The following is a 414-nucleotide window of genomic DNA, read 5'->3' on the forward strand; positions in this document are numbered from 1 at the left end:
TCGACTACGACCTGATCAAGGCCCACGCCCGGCTCATCGTCGACACGCGGGGCCGCTACCAGGAACCGGCCGAGCACATCGTCCGGGCCTGATGAACCTCTCGACCCACGACAGCGGCTACAAGCTCCTCTACGCCCATGAGGCGCTCGTGCGGGACCTGCTCACCGGCTTCATGCCCGGTGACTGGGTGCGTGAGCTGGATCTCGCGACGCTGGAACGCTGCAGCGGCAGCTACGTCAGTGACGATCTGCGTGACCGAGCCGATGACCTCATCTGGCGGGTTCGCTGGGGTCGGGGCTGGCTGTACGTCTATCTGCTGCTGGAATTCCAGTCGAGCATCGATCCTTGGATGGCGGTGCGCATCCAGACCTACATCGGCCTGCTCTACCAGGACCTGATCCGGGCCAAGCAGCT

Annotated in this window: 1 protein-coding gene; it reads left to right on the top strand. The window is 64.5% G+C overall.

Going from position 1 to position 414, the window contains the following annotated elements; translation table 11 throughout:
• Nucleotides 1-91 precede the first annotated feature (91 nt).
• A partial coding sequence (locus ABC977_RS18250; RefSeq protein ID WP_369668694.1) for an Rpn family recombination-promoting nuclease/putative transposase occupies nucleotides 92-414 on the top strand: 323 nt, incomplete at its 3' end.

The sequence above is a fragment of the Thioalkalicoccus limnaeus genome, assembly GCF_041197575.1.
Lineage (GTDB): Bacteria > Pseudomonadota > Gammaproteobacteria > Chromatiales > Chromatiaceae > Thioalkalicoccus > Thioalkalicoccus limnaeus.